Source organism: Vibrio sp. 10N.247.310.23 (assembly GCF_041467155.1).
GTDB classification, from domain to species: Bacteria; Pseudomonadota; Gammaproteobacteria; order Enterobacterales; family Vibrionaceae; genus Vibrio; species Vibrio crassostreae_C.
This window is the reverse complement of sequence record NZ_JBFSTZ010000012.1, coordinates 129,999-149,939: the sequence shown is the minus strand read 5'-3', so window position 1 is coordinate 149,939 and position 19,941 is coordinate 129,999. Positions and strand designations below refer to the sequence as shown.

The 19,941-nt window shown below is 44.4% G+C and carries 17 protein-coding genes; 9 read left to right on the top strand and 8 right to left on the bottom strand.

What is annotated here, in order from left to right; genetic code table 11:
- Positions 1–95 precede the first annotated feature (95 nt).
- On the bottom strand, positions 96–863 hold the full coding sequence (locus tag AB6D93_RS11585; protein ID WP_016788380.1) for a carbohydrate deacetylase: 768 nt from the start codon (positions 861–863) through the stop codon (positions 96–98).
- 212 nt (positions 864–1,075) lie between these two features.
- On the opposite strand from AB6D93_RS11585, the gene AB6D93_RS11580 reads away from it, so the two are divergent.
- Entirely contained in the window at positions 1,076–1,969 is an 894-nt protein-coding gene (locus AB6D93_RS11580; protein ID WP_102332978.1) for a LysR substrate-binding domain-containing protein, read from the top strand.
- Between the two features lie 209 nt (positions 1,970–2,178).
- Here the strand turns inward: AB6D93_RS11580 and AB6D93_RS11575 are convergent, their stop codons facing one another.
- Positions 2,179–3,153, bottom strand: a complete 975-nt coding sequence (locus AB6D93_RS11575; RefSeq protein WP_102332977.1) for an alpha/beta fold hydrolase — start codon at positions 3,151–3,153, stop codon at positions 2,179–2,181.
- 329 nt (positions 3,154–3,482) lie between these two features.
- On the opposite strand from AB6D93_RS11575, the gene AB6D93_RS11570 reads away from it, so the two are divergent.
- From AB6D93_RS11570 to ltrA, 3 genes are all read left to right on the top strand, one after another.
- Entirely contained in the window at positions 3,483–3,818 is a 336-nt protein-coding gene (locus AB6D93_RS11570) for an IS1-like element transposase (RefSeq protein WP_080955977.1), read from the top strand.
- 191 nt (positions 3,819–4,009) lie between these two features.
- Positions 4,010–5,179, top strand: a complete 1,170-nt coding sequence (locus tag AB6D93_RS11565; protein WP_102332976.1) for an MFS transporter — start codon at positions 4,010–4,012, stop codon at positions 5,177–5,179.
- A gap of 761 nt (positions 5,180–5,940) precedes the next feature.
- Entirely contained in the window at positions 5,941–7,413 is a 1,473-nt protein-coding gene (gene ltrA / locus AB6D93_RS11560) for a group II intron reverse transcriptase/maturase (protein WP_029626754.1), read from the top strand.
- A 458-nt stretch (positions 7,414–7,871) separates the two neighbouring features.
- Here the strand turns inward: ltrA and AB6D93_RS11555 are convergent, their stop codons facing one another.
- On the bottom strand, positions 7,872–8,768 hold the full coding sequence (locus AB6D93_RS11555) for a LysR family transcriptional regulator (RefSeq protein WP_102332975.1): 897 nt from the start codon (positions 8,766–8,768) through the stop codon (positions 7,872–7,874).
- A 99-nt stretch (positions 8,769–8,867) separates the two neighbouring features.
- Here AB6D93_RS11555 and AB6D93_RS11550 point away from each other — a divergent pair, with 99 nt between their 5' ends.
- Positions 8,868–9,752, top strand: a complete 885-nt coding sequence (locus AB6D93_RS11550) for an SMP-30/gluconolactonase/LRE family protein (protein WP_065584373.1) — start codon at positions 8,868–8,870, stop codon at positions 9,750–9,752.
- Positions 9,753–9,864: 112 nt separating this feature from the next.
- Here AB6D93_RS11550 and AB6D93_RS11545 read toward each other — a convergent pair whose 3' ends face one another.
- From AB6D93_RS11545 to AB6D93_RS11535, 3 genes are all read right to left on the bottom strand, one after another.
- Positions 9,865–10,758, bottom strand: a complete 894-nt coding sequence (locus AB6D93_RS11545; RefSeq protein ID WP_102332974.1) for a DMT family transporter — start codon at positions 10,756–10,758, stop codon at positions 9,865–9,867.
- Between the two features lie 244 nt (positions 10,759–11,002).
- A complete protein-coding gene (locus tag AB6D93_RS11540) occupies positions 11,003–11,398 on the bottom strand; it encodes a pentapeptide repeat-containing protein (RefSeq protein WP_017060189.1) in 396 nt (131 codons plus the stop codon).
- A gap of 164 nt (positions 11,399–11,562) precedes the next feature.
- Complete coding sequence (locus tag AB6D93_RS11535) at positions 11,563–12,825, bottom strand: amidohydrolase family protein (protein ID WP_102332973.1); 1,263 nt, start codon at positions 12,823–12,825, stop codon at positions 11,563–11,565.
- Between the two features lie 282 nt (positions 12,826–13,107).
- Between AB6D93_RS11535 and AB6D93_RS11530 the strand changes: the two genes are divergently transcribed.
- Together AB6D93_RS11530 and AB6D93_RS11525 are read left to right on the top strand one after the other, a co-directional pair.
- Positions 13,108–14,451, top strand: coding sequence for a CAP domain-containing protein (locus AB6D93_RS11530; protein WP_136975170.1), 1,344 nt, complete (start codon positions 13,108–13,110; stop codon positions 14,449–14,451).
- Positions 14,452–14,737: 286 nt separating this feature from the next.
- Positions 14,738–15,214: a hypothetical protein gene (locus AB6D93_RS11525; RefSeq protein WP_102332971.1), complete on the top strand. Its 477-nt coding sequence runs from the start codon at positions 14,738–14,740 to the stop codon at positions 15,212–15,214.
- Between the two features lie 99 nt (positions 15,215–15,313).
- On the opposite strand, the gene AB6D93_RS11520 is transcribed toward AB6D93_RS11525, so the two are convergent.
- A complete protein-coding gene (locus AB6D93_RS11520) occupies positions 15,314–17,062 on the bottom strand; it encodes an amidohydrolase (protein ID WP_102332970.1) in 1,749 nt (582 codons plus the stop codon).
- 317 nt (positions 17,063–17,379) lie between these two features.
- Between AB6D93_RS11520 and AB6D93_RS11515 the strand changes: the two genes are divergently transcribed.
- On the top strand, positions 17,380–17,898 hold the full coding sequence (locus AB6D93_RS11515; RefSeq protein WP_017060193.1) for a lipocalin family protein: 519 nt from the start codon (positions 17,380–17,382) through the stop codon (positions 17,896–17,898).
- Positions 17,899–17,992: 94 nt separating this feature from the next.
- Here AB6D93_RS11515 and AB6D93_RS11510 read toward each other — a convergent pair whose 3' ends face one another.
- Positions 17,993–18,607 (bottom strand): TetR/AcrR family transcriptional regulator, encoded by a 615-nt coding sequence (locus tag AB6D93_RS11510; RefSeq protein WP_102321371.1) that lies wholly within the window; start codon positions 18,605–18,607, stop codon positions 17,993–17,995.
- Between the two features lie 219 nt (positions 18,608–18,826).
- Between AB6D93_RS11510 and AB6D93_RS11505 the strand changes: the two genes are divergently transcribed.
- A complete protein-coding gene (locus tag AB6D93_RS11505) occupies positions 18,827–19,939 on the top strand; it encodes an efflux RND transporter periplasmic adaptor subunit (protein WP_102332969.1) in 1,113 nt (370 codons plus the stop codon).
- Positions 19,940–19,941: the final 2 nt, after the last annotated feature.

Sequence of the window (19,941 nt, the reverse complement as noted above, 5' to 3'; positions counted from 1 at the left end):
ATTATTGTGTTGATTGATTGAACCGCAAGCGATGATTTTAACGACCGAGCAAGGCTGATGGTTTATCTTGTGAGGAGGTAGGTTGCCTCGCTGAATTAAGCATGAAGCGCATCAAAGCCGACGCATTCAATGTCATTTTTTCTTAGCCAGAGAGAAAACTCATCGCTGGTTAAAATCTTCCACTCTTCAACGCGAGCATGGGCATAGCTAGAGATGTCCTCTAGCTCTTCATTAAGCGTTCTGGCAGGGTGACACATCAATTCAATCGTGCTGTTAGGCATGCTGTCTTGATAAGCCAGCAACATGGCTTTGAGATATTCAATATTAGCGCCTTCGGCATGAAATCCCATATCAAACGCATCTGGTGTCGGGACCGATAACAAGTTTTGACCTCGTATAAAGCTATCAATACGCCTGACGGGGAGGCCTATTTCATTGGCTGCTTGTGTAAAACCTATTTTAAGAGGGCGATAGGCGCCTGCAAAATGGTGGCTATCGATATGATTAATATTAAAGCCTGCGTCTATAGCGGCTTGATATTGCGCTTTAAGCTCTCTCGCCACTTCGTTAGAGGAGACATCGGATTTATTAAATAGGGTCTTTCTATCAAAAAAATGACCATTCTCGTCGACCAGTGTTGGAACCAATGTAGGATCTGAAATGGGTTGACCAGATGTCACTGTAAAATGCAGTCCAACTTCAGAAATAAGGCCACGTTGATAGAGCTGTGACGCATGAGCGACGCCAGGTTGGTTCATCATGATGGTGGTCGATTTTACGGTTCCGGCACGAAAACAATCCGCAATCCCCAAGTTCACCGACTCCGTCAGCCCAAAATCATCAGCATTTAATATAAGTTTCATCGTATCTCATCCAAGTTGTATTTTATCGATTCTAGTAATAGCGCTATCAGTTCCGATGCCCGTATTGAGCTTTCCGTCATCGACAACGTTGCGCTTCTTGATTGAGTCACCATTAACGTCCTTGTAATGTGACATTACACAAATTAATCTATAGTGACTCACAGCTTCGGACAAACGAACAATACCTCTAAATGAATTAACCAGAGTAATGCATGAGCTCAATAACCAATCAACAACAGCAGCTTTCTCTGCTTCATACTTTTAGCGTTGCAGCGCGCCACTTGAGTTTTACCAAGGCAGCAGAAGAGCTCTTTCTGACTCAAGGTGGGGTGAGCCAGCGAATTAAAAAACTGGAAATGCAGCTTCAATTCAATCTATTCATTAGAAAAACCCGAAAGTTAGAGCTCACCCCGGAGGGACAAAGAGTTCTGAGTGTTTTGAACTCATCATTTGAGTCCATATTTTCCACCCTTTCTGACATTCAAACCGGAGAGCTGACTGGTAGCTTACATATAGCGACATCACCTTATTTCGCCTCTGCTTGGTTGATCCCGAAACTCCCTTCACTTCGTCAGCTATACCCCAATCTAAGCATCAAGCTGCAAACCAAACAAAATCAATCTGATTTTCAATTTGAGCCTTACGATGTGGCGATTTTTTATAGCCAAGGGCGGTATCCAAACCACTACAGTGAGCGACTGTTTTCAGGGAAAAGAACACCTGTGTGCAGTGTTGATTACGCCGCCGAGCATGGCCTTCACAATGGGTTGAGCGCTCTATCTGACGTTAATTTTATCCATAGAGGGGATACGAGTGCGTGGCAGCATTGGTTAGATGAGATGAATGTCGGCATCGACTGCGAAAAGCGATGTGATGTCTATAGTGATAACAGGCTGGCGATGGAAGCAGCGGAATTATCGCTTGGTGTATTCCTTGCTCGATATGAATTTGCGCTACCTTTAATCCAAGCGGGGAGATTAGTCGCGCCATTTCCACATATTGAATCAGGAAAGGGCTACGATTTGGTTTGTCCTAAAGGCATGGAAACGAGAGCAAAATTTCAAGCGTTTTCTCGCTGGGTACATTCTGAACTAGACAACGAATAATGCGTGCTCGTTGTATCGCGATATGACTGAGCACGAATCAACTCAATCGCCATTGTTCTCTGAATCTCTCCAACGCTTTAGACTCATCACCGCTCAAATGAAAAAATACCCTAGTGTTTACTCTAGGGTATGTATTAACAACAATGATAGACAGTCTATAGCAGCAATGAAGACCGCAATAGAAACAAAACTCAGCTCAGTTTTGTAAATTATTTTTTGTCAAAGAAGTCAGTAACAATACTTTCAACCTGGACGGGGCACTCCTCCATCAACCAATGGCCACATGACTCCAACACATGACCTTGAACGTCGTTGGCATACTCTTTCATTTGATTAATTTGAGTTTTACCTAAACTGCCTTGACCGTTACCTGATATTGCCAAAATCGGCATTTTCAACAAGTTATTCTCTGATAGATTGTCATTTTGAATCACAGACTCTGGGAGCGCTCTGTAATATTCAAAAGCGGCATGTAACGTTTGAGGCTTTTTATAAGAGTCAGCATACATACCGAAGAGTTCATCTGAAAATGCATTCTTGTTTTCTGCATGCTCAAGAATGAAATGTTTAAAAAACTTATCTTCATTACCGGAGATAAGTGATTCAGCTAATTCATTCTTAGCAGAGAAAAAACTAAAGTGCCACGCGGTCGACTCTCCCTGAGGTGTATAGGCTGGGAACGTATAGATGAGGTCGCTTGGTACGATGGTCTCTAATAAAGCGACCTTATCAATATCATTCTGATGCTGAGCCAGCATTGGGTAGGTCACCCAACCGCCAATGTCATGAGCGATAACATTAAATTTCTCTTCCGGACTAAAGGTTTTAGCTAAAGAATGGATATAAGGTGATACGTCTTGTCCTGTATAAGAGGAGTTGAGCGGCTCAGACAACCCCAACCCTGGCAGGTCCATGGCTACAACTTGATACTCTTCAGCTAATTTAGGCATTAATTGGTGCCACTCGTACCATGACTGAGCAAAACCATGAACCATTAATAATAAAGGTCCTTCACCTCCAACTACGTAGTGAAGCTTTACGCCATTCACGTCTTTAAAGCTACTTTCAAAGCCTGCAGGGATTGGAAACTCACTGTTTTTTTGACTCTGCTCATTACCCGCAAAAGCCATTGAGGAAAGTAAAATACCCGATGAGGCTAAAAGTGTTTTCTTCCATTTTTTCATAAGGTTAAATCATCTCATAACGTGTTATACCGATATGCCCTCACATTAAATGGCATACCGAAGCAGGGCGCAAAATGTGTCATGGCATGTTCGAGTCGTCAACTGGGTATTTTTTAACAAATCAACGTAACGGCTAAATTGTGTGCATTCATCACACCTTCTATTTATCGAAAGAAACCAGAGATTAAATCATTTAAAAACAGATACTTGTTTTGCTTTCTTCTGAGCTTGATGTTCAGTCTAACGCTGCAAAAAACACACATTAGGTCCTGGTGGGAATATGTATTAATAATCTAAAGGACTTAATTCGGCGTGTGTTATCCCCTATTATGCAATCCAACTTGATAATGACATTCAAAAGATTCTCGGTATCTCTCGCTGAGACTTTGAGGTTCGATGTGACGACGAATAACCCCCATTGCCACTTCTGTTGTAAGAGTGACAGCGTGGTAAAGCATGGCTATGGCCCTAAAGGCCATCAAAGGTATCGCTGCCTGAGTTGCTGTCGCACGTTTCAGGTGAACTATTGTTACGAAGCCTGCAAACCAGGCATTAGGGGCAGAATTATTGAAATGACCGCACAAAATCATGGAAAGCGAGCAACCAGTCGTCACTTGCAAGTTTCGTACAACACGGTTCTAAGCGCATGTCATCGGGATAAATAGAAGCCATTCCCCCTTTGAAAATGCGAATTCCGATAATTTGCCGAATTCAATTGCATTGATAACGGCATTTTTATTGGACGAAAAACAACATTTTTGCGTCACCTATCCAAAGCATGGATTGAGTGTTCTAACAACAACCAATGTTAACGGTACATATATCCCATACGTTAATAATCATTTGAGTTGAAACAATGAAAAAACAAAGCTTGTTTATCTTTGCTCTATCTTTAGCCGTTTTTGGCGTTATCACGACAGAGCTGGGTATCATCGGTCTTCTTCCGCAAGTCATGAAAGATTTAAACATTGACGTACAAGAAGCGGGGCTATTAGTCAGTATCTATGCTGTCATTGTCGCCATAAGCGGACCCTTCATCACATTATTGATGTCTGGATGGAATAGGAAGTATGTTCTAGTCGGCATTCTTTCCTTATTCGTGCTCTCGAACCTTGTGTACGCCATGACGCAAGGTTACTCAACCATGATGATATTTCGCGTTCTACCGGCTTTAGTCCATGCTGTTTTCTTTTCTGTTGCCTTAGTGGTTGTCACATCTATGGTTCCAGTTGAAGAACAAAGCAACGCCGCCGCTAAAGTTTTTGGTGGAGTAGCGGTTGGTTTGGTCTTTGGTATTCCGATTAGCGCTTTTCTAGCTGAAGAATATTCACTTGCTTATGCCTTCTACTTTGGCTTAACTGCTTGTGCTATTGCGTTAGTGAGTGTGATGTTTTTGATGGAAAGCGCGCCTGTAAAGGAAAAAATGTCATTCGGCTCTCAAGTGACTATTTTACGTAGCAAGTCCATGTGGCTGTCGCTATTCACCGTTATATTCATATTTGCAGCGATGTTTTCTTCGTACAGCTTTATTACTCAATACTTAAGCACAGTAACGAATATGAACGGTACGTGGATTAGTGCCATGCTGATGGTGTTCGGTGTATTTGGTATCTTTGGCAACTTTATCTTTGGTAAGTTACTCAGTCAGAATATGCGAAAAACTGTAGTACTGTACCCTGTACTATTCAGTCTTACCTTTATCACAATTTACCTTATGGGATTTTCTTTCTACTTTATGATTGCCATGGTTGCATTTTGGGGCGCTGTACACTCAGCAGGCTTGATCGTTAGCCAGACATGGATAATGGAAAATGCGGGAGATTCTAAAGTGTTTGCGAATAGTCTTTTTGTATCTTTTTCAAACCTAGGAATTACTATTGGCTCGGTAATAGCGGGGTGGTTTATCGCTCAGTTCGGTGTAGAAAATCTATTCCTATCAAGCTTAGCATTTACGGTATTAGCGTTGATTAGTATCTTACTAAATCAGAAAAAAAGTCCCGTTCTTAAACTTTCAGAAGTGAATTAATCCGCGAAAGTGCTGGCTTTCATTAGAGAAGCATAACCGCAAAGGTCAGCACTATTTCTATTACTTGCTCATTCCTGATTGGATTAAACATGTTAGTCCAATCTGCCATTCATTTTGCATTAGATTACTTAATTCAAACTGTATGTCGCTACTTTGAAGTGTCTATTAGTTCTAACAAAGTTTGGGGCGTGCGACGTGAAGTCGTATGAAGCGCTGTTCACCGCTAAACGAGTGAACCATCTGTATCACCAGATGAACCTAGGAGCCTGAATAAAGTAGCGGCTTTGACAATGTAACGAAGGTTGGTATTTTCCAATCGGGATTGAAATCGTGAGAGGACGATCCTCCTGATAACCACAACATCGGGTGAGTGCTAGGTAGTCAGCATGATGAACATAAATGAATCCGCGTAAGGTGCGTTATGTTGTGAAACAGCGGAAGTGGTTAATACGCTGTAGCCAAAAGGCACGAGAGTCGGAAAGAGATTGCCCCATGCTCTTTCGTGATCATTGAACTCTCCGCACCATAGCGGGCATCTAAACTGACATTGCGTGACATACGGAACACGGTAAGCCTGTATCACTCCCTACGGGAAAGCCTCTGTGGCCGATAGTGATGCGGGTAGAGGAGGTTGGAAAAAGCAAAGGCTGCATTGTAATGACGCAGATACAGGTTTGTGCCTGATCACGAAAGTGAGCCCACTTCCAACTGGTCTCTCGTTGCGAGAGAGTTTGAAGAACTTTATTAAGGAAGAAAAGCAAATGACGATTTCGAATGAGATTAGTGCATCTTCTGACAGTGCACTGTGGCAATCCATTAACTGGAAGGCCGTAGAGGCGAACGTCTTAAAGCTTCAAATGCGTATCGCAAAGGCAACTAGAGACGGTAAACACGGCAAAGCAAAAGCATTGCAGTGGATACTGACTCACTCTCGCTCAGCAAAACTTCTTGCTGTTAAGCGAGTTTCTCAAAATAAAGGCAGTAAAACGCCTGGAATAGACGGCGTTGTCTGGAACACAGACACGCGTCGTATGAAAGCAGTAAATCAACTGAGTCGGAAAGCTTATCAAGCGAAACCACTCAGGCGTATCTATATCCCCAAAAAGAATGGCAAGCTTCGACCTCTGGGCATCCCATGCATGATAGACAGAGCACAACAAGCGCTACACCTATTATCGCTAGAGCCCATATCAGAAACAACTGCCGACCCGAATAGTTATGGCTTTAGAGCAAATCGTAGCACGGCTGACGCTGTCGACCAGTGCTTCAAGTGTTTGGCTTTAAAGAAATCGGCTAAATGGGTTCTTGAAGGAGATATTAAAGCTTGCTTCGACAAAATCGGGCATCAATGGCTTATGGATAACATCGCCATCGATAAACGGATGTTGGAGCAATGGCTAAAGTCAGGCTTTGTAGACAAAGGGCTGTTTTACGACACCGACGAAGGCACTCCTCAAGGCGGAATTATATCCCCCACCTTGATGTTGATGACGTTATCGGGTCTCGAACAGCGCATTAAGTCTACCGCGCTTAAGAAAGGAGCAAGAGCTAACTTTATTGGATATGCCGACGATTTCGTCGTCACTTGCGCTTCAAAGGAAGTGCTCGAGAACGATATCAAACCGTTGATTGCTGATTTCTTAGCGGAAAGAGGCTTAACATTATCCGAAGAGAAAACGCACATTACTCATATCAACGATGGCTTTGATTTTCTTGGGTTCAACCATAGGAAGTACAAAGGGAAACTGCTCATCAAGCCGAGTAAATCCAATACGTTGATGTTCTTAAGCAATCTGCGTGAACTCATCAAAAAGCACGTAACCCTTCCAGTGAATGATCTTATCAAACTGATAAATCCTAAACTCAGGGGATGGTCGAACTATTATCGGCACTGCGTAGCTAAACAGGTATTCGGATATGTAGGTCACAAGTTATTCCATACGTTATGGCACTGGGCTAAAAGGCGTCATCCAACAAAGTCTAAAACTTGGATTGCCCTAAAATACTTCATCAACCGAAAAGGCCAATGGCAGTTTCACGGTTGGCAGAAGATCATGGATATGGATTGCCAGTTCAATCTCTTCCAAATAGCCAAAGTGCCAATAGAAAGGCATGTGAAAATCCGAAGTGCAGCGACACCCTTTGACCCTCTTTACCAAGAATACTTGGTAAAGAGAAAATCTAAAAGGCTAGCTCGTAACTCTTGGAACGAACCTGCTTCGACTGCTTTATAAGTTGCTGGGTATCAAACGATGCCTTCGTGGAGGCTTGAGCCTAGTGCAGTGAAAGTTGCACGCTGGGTTCTTAGGGAGACGGCACTTGGTAACAAGTGTCGTCCACCCGACAAATCCGTGTTAGCCCAACCTCCCTCGGTAATCACACCAACCTCAAATTCCCTCCTAATCTCCCCTTAATCCGTATTTTCGACCCATTATGATTTCGTGGAAAGGGGAGGAACAGAATGCCGATGGCGGCATGTGCATTTACACATTCAGCGCCAAAGAAGGTTCTCCCCCTCGGTCGTCAATCTAAAGGGGGGCGATGAACTCAACTTGAGGGGGAGTTAGAGGGGGAGGGTGTTTCAAAATCGACGAATACACGGCAGCCTATCAGCTATTGAAAGCACTGCGATTGAGCCTGATATGAATGGAACGCACATACGTTCCAATTGAAAGGTTTAGCGTTCTAAAACTCACAACGTATAAGCGTTATTCGATTCCAGCCACTCTTTTACCGCTCGGTTAAAAGTGACCAACTTCTGCGGTGTTACTCTTCTTTGAGCATAGATAAGGCTTAGCTTTTGGGCTTTAATCGACCATTCTGGGAACACGTGAATAAGCTCACTTTTTTTGAGCTGCTCTTCAACTTGATAGAACGGCAAGCTGGCGACACCTATCCCTTGCATCGCTAACTCTAAAATTGAACTGTAGGTATTCGAGCTAACGCTTCCGGTTACTTCAACATGGTAGGTTTGTTCGCCATTGATCAACTCCAGCTGATTCCAACGTTCATTTTGACTGTTAAGAATGAAGCTGCATTTATGGATGTCTTTGGTGGTAATGAGTGGGTTAGTCGATGCGTAACCTGCACTGCAAACGAGAACATTGCGGATGTGCCCGAGATCGTTGGCAATCACATCATTAGGGAGTTCATCGTAGGCTCGGAAAGCAATGTCAAAGTCGCCAGACTCTATCTTCTTTTTCATCGGCCCAAAGTCGAGAATCAAATCCACTTTTGGATACTCTTGCTTGAAAGTAGGGATGATATGACGACAAAGCGCACGCCCAAACTCTATCGGTGCGGTAATTTTTAAATCGCCCGCCACTTCCTGCGTCATGTCTAAGACACGCATTTCCGCTTCGGTTGCTAATAGTTGAATTTGCTTCGCTTTCGAATACAACTCTTCACCCACTTCTGTGAGGCTGATAGAACGAGTCGTTCTGTGAAACAGCTTAGAGTTCAATGTTTCTTCGAGTCGTTGTACATGCCGAGACACCAAACCTTTTGACACATCCAATACTTCAGCGGCCTTGGTGAAGCTTAGCTCTTCGGCGACAGTCAAGAAGGTTTGCATATAAATCAAATTCATCATTAACACCATTTAGTAAACAGTTAAGTCATTTTGTACTGTTTTTCTCACTCCTTCAAGAAACTAAGATTCAAAACGTAAACAGAAAGGAGAAGAACAATGAACAAATTACTACTTATTACCGCTGCAATGGCTGCCTCTATGAATGTTTCAGCTGCCTCTGTTGTAGAAAGCAACCCAACATTGGTTGGAGACTCATTCGGCTTTGTTGAAGGCCCTACATGGGATGTGGAACATCAACGTTTCTTGTTTAGCGATATTCCAAATAACACAACCTATTCTTACGACCTTAACGGCAAGTTGAGCGTTTTTGATGACAATTCTGGCTATGCCAATGGTCTCGATATTGATGCCAAAGGCAACCTGTGGGCTGCCCGCCATGATAGAAAGCTGTCGTACCGTCAGGGCAACGGAGAGAAAGTGATTGTCGCTGCAACGTATAACGGCAAGCTGCTTAATAGCCCGAACGATTTAACCGTTAATAGCGATGGAAGCGTGTGGTTTACCGATCCTCCGTTTGGTATCCAAGGTTACGGCCCAGCAAAGGCAGAACCAGAGCAAGCGGTTAATGGCGTTTATCGTTACCTAAATGGTGATCTAAAGTTGATCACTGGAGAGTTCAAGTTACCAAACGGCATCGCTTTTTCTTCTGATGAATCTTCGTTATACGTTGCCGACACATCTGATGGCTGGGTATACCGATTTGATGTTGATGGACAGTCACTCAGCAATAAGACGCAATTTGCTCAAGTGAAAGCGGAGTCTGGCTCTGAACCTATGGTTGATGGCGTTGCTGTTGATGCCGATGACAACCTCTTTGTTGCAGCGCATGGTGGCGTGGGTGTGTTCGATAAAGACGGTAAGCAAATAGACTTCATTGCTATCGATGCGGGCCATATCAGCAATCTAGAAATTGGCGGGAAACAGCAAGATTTACTGATGGTAACGGCATACAACAAAGTGTTGGTGTTCAAGCTTAAGTAATACCTTACACAAACGAAAATAAAAAGGGACGGGTAGAAATACCGGTCCCTTTTCTCATTTGAATAGGTCGAAAGTGGGTTAGCTCGATGCGCAGTAATGATGCTGCCGACGATTAAGGCTTAGGCTGATTAGCTTCTATATCAAGGGCCGTCTGGTTTGGCCTACTGAAATACTTCTTCCATTTTATTGGCATCATAGGAATGACGATCAGGCTAATACCGACAAGGGTCAACATGTCTGGAATCTCGTCAAACCACATCACGCCAAATAGGGTCACAAACACCAACCCCGAATATTCTGCGAGAGCAATTTGGTTTGCTGGCGCTTTTTTATAAGCGACCACCACAAGGGCATGGTACCCCAGAACGAATAGGTTGATTGCCATAATCCACCCAACATGACGCCATTCAATCGCCGCCCATGCAGGCAGAGCAAGAGCCAACGCCAGCGGTAGAGTCATCACACTGGTCCAAAATAGTGTCGAGATAATGTGTTGTTCTGCGTGAAGACGTTTAATCAAAATATTGCCGACACCCATCGCGAGCGCACTGCCTAAGCCCGCAATAGCGGCCCAGTGAAATTGCTCTGGACGCAACACGATTAACACACCCACGAAGCCAATCAGTGTCGCGACCACTTTTGATGATGTCGGCTTCTCTTTCAGTAAAACAATAGAAAGCGGGAGCATAAGAATGGGCCCAACATAGAACATCGCATTTGCGGTCGCCAAGGTGAGGTGTGTGATGGCAATCATTGCGCAGCCACTACCTACTAGGATGAATTGAGCCCGTAAGAAGTTGATGCGACAGCCACCTTGCATGCGCGTCTCTCTGGGTAGCTTTAGCCAAAAAGGAAGCAGCAACATCACGCTCAATAGCTGGCGGATAAACACATATTGGAACGTGGGCACTTCGCCATTCAGTACTTTTAGTGAAACGTCTGAAAAGGAGGCGAGCAGGTTGGCGAATACTAAGAGCAAAATCGCGTGGTTGGTGGCTTTGGTCATACAGAAACGGCGCTACATATTTGTCATACAATTATGGGCGCACATAATACATGAGAATCGAAAATATGTAAGAACAAAAAACCAAGTAAGAACAATGTCGTTCGATGCTTAGTGATATGGGGTGCGAGATCTGCTATTACGACCTGAGTTCAGTAGGTGAGTGCCCAGTCCAATTCGGTATTTATCGAATAATCGAATGAATATGCAACAATATCAGCGCATTGGAGATCATCGCTGTTTGAGCCTACTTGGCAGAGAGACACTGTCGGGTAGGATCTCGCAGCTCAATAATGGTATTGCCTGTGTCTTTTCGTTTGAAAGCAGAGTCATTAACTTGAGCATTGCTGAAGTCAGTGCGAAACAAGTCGGCACGCAGTAAATCGACGTTGAGCATTTGGGCGTAACTCATGTTGGCGTTACGTAGGTCAGCATCGCGGAAGCTCGTATTGTTGAGGTTCGCGTGGCTGAAATTGGCATAGGTGATGTCAGCCTCATTCATGTTCGCACCCGATAAATCGGCGCCACTAAAATCAGTACGTATCAGGTTGGCGCAACGAAGGTCAACATCTTGAAGCGCTAGATTACTTAGATCGGTATTACCTAATTGTGCTCGTTCGCCGCCTTGGTTTTCCAACCACAATTTATGCTGATCTAAAATAGAATCGAGTTGTTGTCAGAGTTTGTTGGTCGAAAGCGAGATCAGTTTTAGGCGATTCAAAGAAAAGCAAACAACCAAGTTAGTCATCTCGGTTATTTGCTTTAGATTTGTTGCTTTTATGGTGAATGGACGAGCGCTTTTCGAGGTTAAAGCGTGTTTTTGTACACCTTGCCGTCTTTCATGATCAGTTTTTGTGTCTCTGTGTTCGCCACACATGCAACACTTTCCAGTGGGTTGCCATCGATGATCAATAGGTCGGCATACGCGCCTTCAACGATCTGACCTAACTTGCCTTCTTGGTATGGGTGTTGGTAGGTCGACATTTCGAACAAGCGACCACAGTTTGATGTCGCCATGCGAAGCGCGGTGATGGTATCGAATACTTGCTCAATCGCACCAAGTTCATTCAATTGTGTCGCGTGAACGTTGGTTTCACCTACACAGTCAGTGCCAAAAGCGATGTTCTGGATGTCGTATTTCTTAATCAGTTCTGCTGACTTGAACATCGCTTTGCCTACGCGTTCTGTCTTGCGGTATGTCTCTTCATTTGGCAGCGGGATCTTACGCTCTGCAATCAATGAAGAGGTAAAGTAAGAAGGAATCACCCAAATGCCTTTCTCTTTAATGATTTCGGCAATGTCGTCGTCCATGATGGTCGCGTGTTCGAAAGACATCACGCCCGCTTCAGCTGCTCGGCGCATCGCATCAGAGGTGTGGATGTGCGCAGCGACATAAGTGCCGTAATCTGAAGCGGCCTCAACTGCGGCTTTCATCTCGTCTGATGTAAATTGCAATGTGTCTAGCGGGTCGAAGGTTGAAGATGCGCCACCGCCAGCCATGATCTTGATTTGTGATGCGCCCATGAATAGCTGTTCACGCACCGCTTTCAATACTTCTGAACGCCCATCGGCCACTTTCATTGAGCCTTGCTTCATCATTGGTGAATCTTCATGGCCGTTTGCTAAACGCTCTTGTGCTTGGTTTTGACGGTAATCTGAGTGACCACAAGTTTGCGAGATAGCCGCCATTGACGGAAGAATACGTGGGCCAGTGGCATAGCCCTTGTCGATGCTGTTTTTAAGGCCAAGCGTATTACCCGCCACGTCGCGAATGGTAGTAAAACCGCGCATTAACATCTCTTCTGAAATCTTTGCTGAGCGAATCGCCACTTCTTCACGCGTCATGGTATCAATGACATTGAATGGTGCAGATAAAGTGATATGAACGTGCGCATCAATCAGGCCTGGCATGACCGTACCGCCTTGAGCATCAATCGTTTCATCGGCAATCGTTGGGTCAATCTCTCCAATCTGAGTGATCAAGTTATCTTCGATGAGGATTGATACGTTCTCGATTAGGTTGTTATCAACACCGTTAAATACGTTCGCGTTAGTGATTAGCTTTTTCATAGTCTGCACCTTTTGGAAATGAGTGTGTGTCGCTGATGGGGTCATCATATGGGGCGCAGCATTTGAAGAATGGCCATTTGGTGACAAGCAATGACGAGACTTATCTTTTGGTGCTTTTCAATATTTCTAAGTTTTTCCTACTCGAACGTTAAATTGACAATATCTTATAAAATGTTAAATCGGTGTCAGTATTTAGGGGCTCTGACATTGGTCTGAAATTTAAGTTCGTTCTATGAGGCAACATCCTTACATCAAGAAAAATATATGGTTAAGGATTAACTCATGAAAAAACAAAATATCTCGGCAGTCGCCCTTCTAGCACTGATTATTACGGGTTGTGGTGGAGAGAGTTCATCAGGAGGTGACAGCACAACGTCTAATAACGCTAATGTTCCAAGTAATCCAAGTAATCCAAGTAATACCGGCTCATCATCTACCTCTCAGCAGCCTGACATTAAAGCTCTTAGCAACAATATGATTTTTGCGATCGAAGGTTTTATCGAAGAAACGGATCCAATCAGAAATTTCTCATCTATTACCGTCAAAAATGAGCTGCCTGCGTTCAAGAGTGGAGATACTCAGGAGGTTGATGTGACTATCGCTGTACCAACAATCGTTATCGATAATGGCAGCAACTTTGTTAACGATTGGCACTGTTACGAAACCACAGGATTAAGCGCGCAAAGGAAGGATCATCAGTTACTTGTGGACGGTACAATTTCTGAATATCGATACGATATGCAAAGTAACTCTTGTTCTAGTGAGCTCTTGGGATCGTATGTGTTTAACGATGCGGTGTTCGACAGTTCGTTGGAATTTAAAACCGTTGGCAGCGTAGTTTCCAAAGATGGGAGCGGGATAGAGTCTAATTTACCTACTTACGATTTTATCGCTCAAGCTTATGGAGAGCAGTCAAAAGAGCGGTTTGGTGATTCGTGGGAATTATTACAGCGCGACAAAATTAACGCAGCAGCTAAGGAGGTTGGGGCCTCGATCTTTGAGTTGAACACTTCATCTGGAAAGATCGATTTGGATCTAGGTCAGCTTAATAGCGACACTCTCATCGATTTCGCTTCACTAGATATAAATCAATTATTGAATGGTGCGATTTGGGGGATGCCCGGTCAAGGCGTTGCCGATGAAAAATGGTGCCGAATTGTGAATATTCCAGAAGATCTAAGTCAGAACAGTATTAAGTATCAATCTGTTATCTCGACAAATTGTGCGAGGTCGACACAACGTTATTGTGATGCCTTTGGTTCATCGTTTTCGAGTGGTAACTACCCACCAGCAGCTCCTATCGCTTGGGACAATAACACGGCAAGTAATGCCCAGTTGAACTCAGATGAGCAGTACCGAAGAGATGCTCAAGGTCACTTTGTTGTGAACAGTTCTGGTCAGAATGCGTTTGTCCTTTCATCCAATTCGGTTGTGATTCCTATTTTCGGTTACACCAGCCCGCGAAGTGATGGGCAAGTTAACAATGCCGGCCTCAATAGTTGGGCTGGTCACGAAGGTCACTGCCAAAACGTGATGAATAGCCGACACACAAAGATGGGGATTGGATACAAAGCCAGTAAGTCAGATGCATCGAAGATGTCTTATTGGACGCAAGATTTCAATTAACACACTTATTGCTTAAATACGGGTCATTCATTTAGCGTCGCTATTCTTTTTTAGTTGGTAGTGGCAGGTTACTTGGTAGCAGCAGATCACTCGATAGTGCCATTTTACTTTACAGTGATACGTGGGCGATCAGGATTATTGAAGGTGGAGGGGCGAGGACACTATGACGATTCATTAATGTCGTGAATGATTTTGAGTAGTGTCATGAAATGGTAAGTTTTGCTTCGATTCGAACGCTAAGATGTATTTCAAATCAAGGCTACTTATCAAATTAGAGAGAGACAGAATGACTAAATCAGGCAAAGTTTACGGGTTCAACACTCCACAACGTCTATTCGTAGGTTACACGTTAGCCGTGCTGGTGGACTTAGTAGTGCTTAACTTTTTCGATGAGTACTGGGACTTCGTCAACATTGAATCTTTCACTATTTCTTTGATAGCGGCGTTGTTGTTGAAGCTCTCTATTGGTTTAGAGCACAAGATTGCCGAGCACTTCAAAAGCAAGCCGGGCACCGCGCCTAAGGTTTACCGAGCAATCACCACTTATATCATCTTGATGGGCTCAAAATTCGTGATGCTAGAAGCGATTAACCTTCTGTTCGGAGATAAGGTGAGTTTTACAGGCCCTTGGGGCGGTGTTGTCGCGTTCTTCGCGGTGGTATTTACGATTCTGGTTGCTGAAGTGATTGTATCGAAGATCTACTTTGCTCTGGATGACAAACAAGATTCAAATGTGAAAGCGCTTAAAGAGACCAACGCGTAACAGAACTAAAATACCTATGTGAATAACAGACGAGCCAGCTGAATAGGCTGGCTCGTTTTCGTTTGAGTTGCGATAACCAATTCGATACGCTAATTGGCTTTATTTTTCGTAAACCACATCCCCGCGTAACACCGTCATCAACACCTGAGTCTTAGCGATTTGTCTTGCTGACACTGTGGTGATGTCGCGTTCGAGAATGGCGAAGTCAGCGGATTTCCCCACCTCAATAGAACCTGTTACGTCTTCAATTCCAAGACTTTTGGCGGCATTGAGTGTGTAAGCATCAATCGCGGTATAAATATCAGTTAGGCCGGTTTTGCCCATGATTAAGCTGTTCGCGATGCCGACCAAAGGGTTGATGTCGTGTACATTCCAATCACTACTTAAGGTGATATTCGCGTCGGTCTTGAGTATCGCGTCGAGGTTCATCATGGCTTTGGCACGGCGAGCACCAAGAAAAGCTTCGGCCCATTGGTGTTGATGCCTTGCAACGTAATCAGAGCCGACTTGGAAATCTGCGGTCACGTCTAATTGGCGAAAGCGTGGCACATCTTCATCATTGATTAATTCGACATGGGTTAGGGTGTAGGGTTTGGTTGAACCTTGTTTGCGAATACTTTCTATCGCATCAAGAGATTCACGAACCGCTCCATCACCAATGGCATGAATGTGGGCGCTAAAGCCGATTTTCTCGAGCGCAGTTAGCCACTCCTTCATTTGTTCTGGTGGAATATAGTTCAAGCCATTAGGAGACTGGGGCAGATAAGTATCTAAGTAGGGCGCGAGTGTTTTGGCGGTGCCGTTGATGAAGATGCCATCGCTGTACATTTTCACCTGATCGACAAGTAACAGACGGCTTTTATCGTCGGAATACATCTTCTCAAAGACTTCTAATTGAGAAGGCATTGCCATCGATGGATACACCCAAGGGCGCAGCGATACACGCGCCGTTAAGTCTTGATTTTGCTCGGCCTCTAGCCAAACGTCATACCAACCTCGTTTCCAATACATGCGACCGTCGCCAATGGTAGTGATGCCGTGGGCTGCCGCTACTTCAAGCCCGAACATTAACCCTTGGTAGCTTTGCTCAAACAGTTCGCTTTGGCTATTCCAAGCCATCTCCATCAGTTGATCGCCAGCATTGTCTAATAAGATGCCATTGAGCTTACCGCTGTCTTGGTCTTTTAAATAAACACCGCCTTGTGGGTCTGAAGATTGTTGGCTGATTCGAGCGATTTTTAGTGCTTTTGAGTTGACCCACATCGAGTGTGAAGTCTGCTCCATGATCACCACTGGGCGATCCGGGAAGATACTGTCGATGATCTCTAGCGGTGTATAGTCAGAGTCGCTATCGAGCGTTGCTTCTAAAGAAAAACCATAACCCATTAGCCAACCTCTGCCATCGGTATCAGCATTGATCTTACACGCTTCTAAGTAGGGGATTTGCTCTTCTAATGTTGCTTCAGAGTCGAGTTCACAATTGCCACCCAGCTCTGAGGCGGCTTCAAACACATGGTTATGGTTGTCAATGAACCCCGGCAAGACAAAGGCATTGTCTAGATCAATGACATCAGTGCTTTGCCCTTGAAAAGTTTGCGCCTGTGATTGGTTACCAATGAAGATGATCTTGCCTTTGTGGGTAACGATCGAGTCCGACTCACGATGCCCGTATATATCAGCATTGATAAAGATCTGGTCAGCACTTTGGTTATGAACAGATGTTTGCGCTTGAACTGGTGTTTGTGTTTGAACAATAGTGTTGGCTTGTGCAAGCACCGGCGCTACGGCCGATAAGCTTGTGAGTAATGCTATCCATGCAGTACGTGGCAGAGTGAGCTTGTTATTCATTATTATGTCTTCCATGTTCCACGGTTTAGTAAGTATAGAAAGCGAGTGGCGAGAATCATATCGTGAATTTTTAATAAAGTGTCCTTGGTTGCTCTCTTGTTTGAATGTAATTCCAGTGCCTTTTGAGGTGGTTGTGGGAATACAGCTCGTCAATAAAGGATTGCGAATCCATTCGCAGACTAAACAATTCACATAAGGTTCTGAATAAATTACAGTTAAGTGAGCTATAAAAATGGATTTAACGTATTACCAAGGATGTAAGTTTATGTTTTCAAGAGACTTACTCGCATTACTAATAAAAACAAGTCGAGGTTAGGATGAAAAAAATATTATTGCTGCTTAGCGTGATCTTATTGGGTGGTTGTGTTGGCATGCCCGAAACGGTAAAGCCTGTTCAACAGTTTGAGTTGGAACGATACCTAGGGAAATGGTACGAAGTGGCTCGTTTGGATCATTCGTTTGAGCGTGGCTTAGACAACATCAGCGCTGAATACAGCCTTCGTGATGATGGCGGCGTGAAGGTGATTAACCGTGGTTATTCGGCGGAAGAAGGTGAGTGGAACGAAGCGGAAGGAAAAGCGTACTTCGTTGAGGGCTCTGAACAAGGCTATTTGAAAGTGTCTTTCTTTGGCCCTTTCTACGGCGCTTATGTCGTGTTTGAATTAGACAAAGAGGGCTACCAATACGCGTTTGTTTCTGGGCCCGACACTGATTACTTATGGCTACTCGCAAGAACGCCTGAAGTCGCACCAGAAGTGATGGAGAAGTTTAAAGCCATGTCGAAAGAGCGTGGCTTCAATACCGATGAGCTGATCGTTGTGGAACATACCCAATAAACCGATCGCTGTTATTGCTGAGAGTGACTGATGATTGATAAGGCACAGAGGATGAATTTCTCTGTGCCTTTTTTATTCAAAGATAGAGCTACAATTAACGAGGCTGGTTGCCGTTCAAGAATAGCGCGACACATTCGCGAGTGTAGTGAAGCCTTTCTTCTTCGGATTCTCCGCTATCGTGACCGAAGAATGACCAATACGCCGATTTGCCGTGAAACATCAGCAACAGTTGGCGTGCTGCAATGACTGGTGAGCTTGATGTCGACAGTGTGAGATCACCAGAGTCTATTTTCGACTGCAAATAATCAGCAAGTAATTTGGTGGTTTTCTGAGGCCCAGTTTCTAAATAGATAGAGGCGATCTCTGGGTGCGTGTTGGATTGGCTCACAGCATTTTGAAAGGTCTGTCTGGACTGCTCATCAAGTAACAAATCTTGAAACTTCACACCAAACTTCACCAATTCGTCTTCCAAAGTGGCATTCATATCAAAAGCAGAAGGGCTGAGTTCGCGCTCGGCACACTTAGTTTGCATGCAGGTTTCGAAAAGTTCGTCTTTGTTTTTAAAGTGAGAGTAGACCGTTTGCTTGGAAACGTTCGCTGCTTTGGCTATCTGATCCATATTGATCTTGAAGCCATATTCAGAGAAAAGTTGGCTGGCTGCGGTTAAGATCTGCGATCTCTTCTGTTCACTCTTGATGATTTTAGTCACGTGCTTGCTTCTCGTTACTTAGTGTTGTCTCGTAGCTTGGTGCCTGTTGGTGCTCAGTTCTATGTGTCTCGTTTTACGCTAAGCATTATGCTTTTTGTGATGGTTTTATCAATCATTAACGATGAAACTTATTTTTAACACAATCAAACTAGACAGTCTAGTTTGATTTGGTTAGTCTAAAAAAAGAACATAATTGAGTACCGCATAGGAACAGTACGTATGTATAAATTGATGAAGGGAAGCGCAGTGGCAGTGGCGTTGTCGGCTTTTCTTGTTGGATGTGGCGAAAAGGAACAAGCCCAAGAGTCGGTTGATTCAACCGCTGAAACGGCATCGAGCGTCCAAACTATTTTAACGGTGGAAACGATGGCCTTGGCGCTGTCTTCCTCTTATGCAGTACAACGCGAATATGTCGGTGTGGTTAAGGCGGGTCAGCAGGCCAATTTAGGTTTCGAGTTGGCCGGAAAAGTAAACGAGATTCTGGTGGATGTCGGTGACACAGTTACAACCGGTCAGCCGTTGATCAGACTGGATACCCAACTTTTGGAAACCGAGTCTAGCCAACTGAAAGCGCAGGCTGAAGAAGTCAAAGCTCAATTGAGTTTGGTGGCAGCGAACCTTAAACGTCAACGTTCATTGAAAGCGAAAGGCTTCAGTGCCGAAGCGGAGATTGATTCTCTCACCAGTGAGCAACGCGTATTGCAGGCGAACTTGTTGCGCATCGATGCATCGGTAAAAGGCAATGAACTGAAATTGGTGAAGTCGACAGTGCTTGCGCCTTATTCTGGAACCATCGCGACGCGCTTTGTTTCGCTCGGAGATGTGGTGAATGTGGGTAATCCAACTCTTACACTGCTCGCTTCTGAGGGCAAAGAGGCCTTCATCGGTATTCCTGCTCACCAAATGCAAAAAGTCACCTCACTTTCTTCGCCTAACATCCGAGTTGGGAGAACAGATTATGCCGTGGAGCTATTGAATCCCGGCGCAATGGTCGACACCCAATCTCGCAGTGTTGGTTTGCGTTACCTATTCCCTGAACAATCATCGGTATTGGAAGGGCAACTTGCCTACCTTAAATTTGATGAGCAGATTGATGACTCAGGTTACTGGGTGCCATTAACGGGTTTGATTGATGGATTGCGCGGTGTGTGGAACATCTTTGTGATTGGTGAAGACAATAAGGTTGAACGTAGAAGTGTTCAGGTGTTGTTTGCCAACAATCAACAAGCGTATGTGAGTGGGGCGATTGAAGACGGTGAACAGGTCATCGCCAGTGGTTTACATCGCTTAGTTCCGGGCCAAATCGTGAAACCAGTCAGTGCGGCTGAGTAGGT